The sequence below is a fragment of the Burkholderia sp. YHN3-13 genome, assembly GCF_055810675.1.
On sequence record NZ_JBVVNQ010000067.1, the window covers coordinates 1 to 1,612 of the forward strand.

Consider the following 1,612-nt stretch of genomic DNA (forward strand, 5'->3'; position numbering starts at 1 on the left):
AATTATCGACAGTTTGGATTGTAGTGGCTAGATTGAAATGTCCGCTTTTGGCTACATAGATGGAATGGTCGCCTCCCGCCTCAACGGGCCGTCCGGCGCCGCAATCTCGCGTCCAGAGCATGCGACATTGCTGTTTCGGCAGCCCAGCCGCCAAGGAGAACCAAATGGAACCCACAACCATTGCCATCGATCTGGCCAAGCGCGTTTTCCAGATTCATTATGTCGAGCCTGAAACCGGCGCGATTCACAGCAAGGTACTCAAACGTGCCCAGCTCGCGCCGTTCTTCGCCAACCGGCCGGCGAGTCGCGTCGTTATGGAGGCTTGTGGCAGCGCTCATCATTGGGCCCGGGTCCTGGCACGGCTTGGCCACGACGTGCGGCTCATCGCAGCTCAGTTCGTGCGGCCGTTTGTGAAGTCTAACAAGAATGATGCGGCTGACGCCGCGGCGATCTGGGAAGCTGCCCAGCGTCCCGGCATGCGGTTCGTGGCCGTTAAGACCGAAGACCAGCAGGCCATGCTGGCGATGCACCGGATACGCCAGCAACTGGTCCGGATTCGCGTCATGCAGGTCAACCAACTTCGCGGATTGCTCTACGAGTTCGGCGTCGTGTTGCCTCAAGGCCGTCGTGCATCGATCGAAGCCGCCAAAGCCGCGCTGGCGTCACTGGCCGACGAGTTGCCGGCCATGCTGCTAGACAGCCTGCAGGATCAGCTTTCGCGACTCCGTGCGCTCGATGAGCAGATTGCCCGGATCGAGCAACGCATTCTCAGTTGGCGGCGCAACGACGATGCATGCCTGCGCATCTCGGAGATTCCGGGCGTGGGCGTACTCACGGCAACTGCCGCGGTTTCGGTCATTGGACAGGCAAGAACGTTTCGCTCGGGGCGGGAGTTTGCCGCCTATCTCGGTCTCGTGCCGCGGCAGAACGGTTCGGGAGGCAAGATCAAGCTCGGTGGGATCAGCAAACGCGGTGACGTTTATTTGCGGACGCTGCTGATCCACGGCGCGCGATCGGTCATCTCGAGCTCAAAGCACTTGCCGGAGCGTTTGCGTCAGATGCTGTCCCGACGACCAACGAACGTCGTTGCTGTTGCACTCGCAAACAAGATGGCGCGAACAATCTGGGCGCTGCTGGCGCATGGCCGAACGTATGAGGCAGCACCGTCGCAGTAGTCAAGCTTCAATCCCTTTATCCCATCCACGGTTGCACAGGTGATGCTGAAAGATGGCAAGACAGGTTGGACCGCGCAAGGGCAAGCCTGAGACATTTCTCGGACCTAGAGTCCGCTATTTAGATTAGGAACCTTGCGGCGAAATCCATCGGGGCCGGCAGGCACGTCCTGCGATCGAGTCCGGATATAAGTCCGCAACCACCCTCCTCGCCACGATCAAAATTGCCTTGCAAATGGGAGGCGACCATATAAGAAATGTCCGCTTTCGTGCCGCGTAAGCTGTCCGGCCGCCGGGTGTCCGGCGCCGGAGGCTGCGATGGCTGCAACGGAGCGGATCACGATGACGATGCGCGAGCTGGACCGATTCAAGGTCATTCAGGACGTGGCGGATGGCAAGCTCAAGCCGTGGCGTGCAGCGGAACGGCTGGAACTGACGAC

General features: G+C 60.1%; 1 protein-coding gene. It reads left to right on the plus strand.

What is annotated here, in order from left to right:
- Positions 1 to 164 precede the first annotated feature (164 nt).
- Positions 165 to 1,175 (plus strand): IS110 family RNA-guided transposase, encoded by a 1,011-nt coding sequence (locus AC0KUR_RS37835; RefSeq protein ID WP_009689624.1) that lies wholly within the window; start codon positions 165 to 167, stop codon positions 1,173 to 1,175.
- Positions 1,176 to 1,612 lie beyond the last annotated feature (437 nt).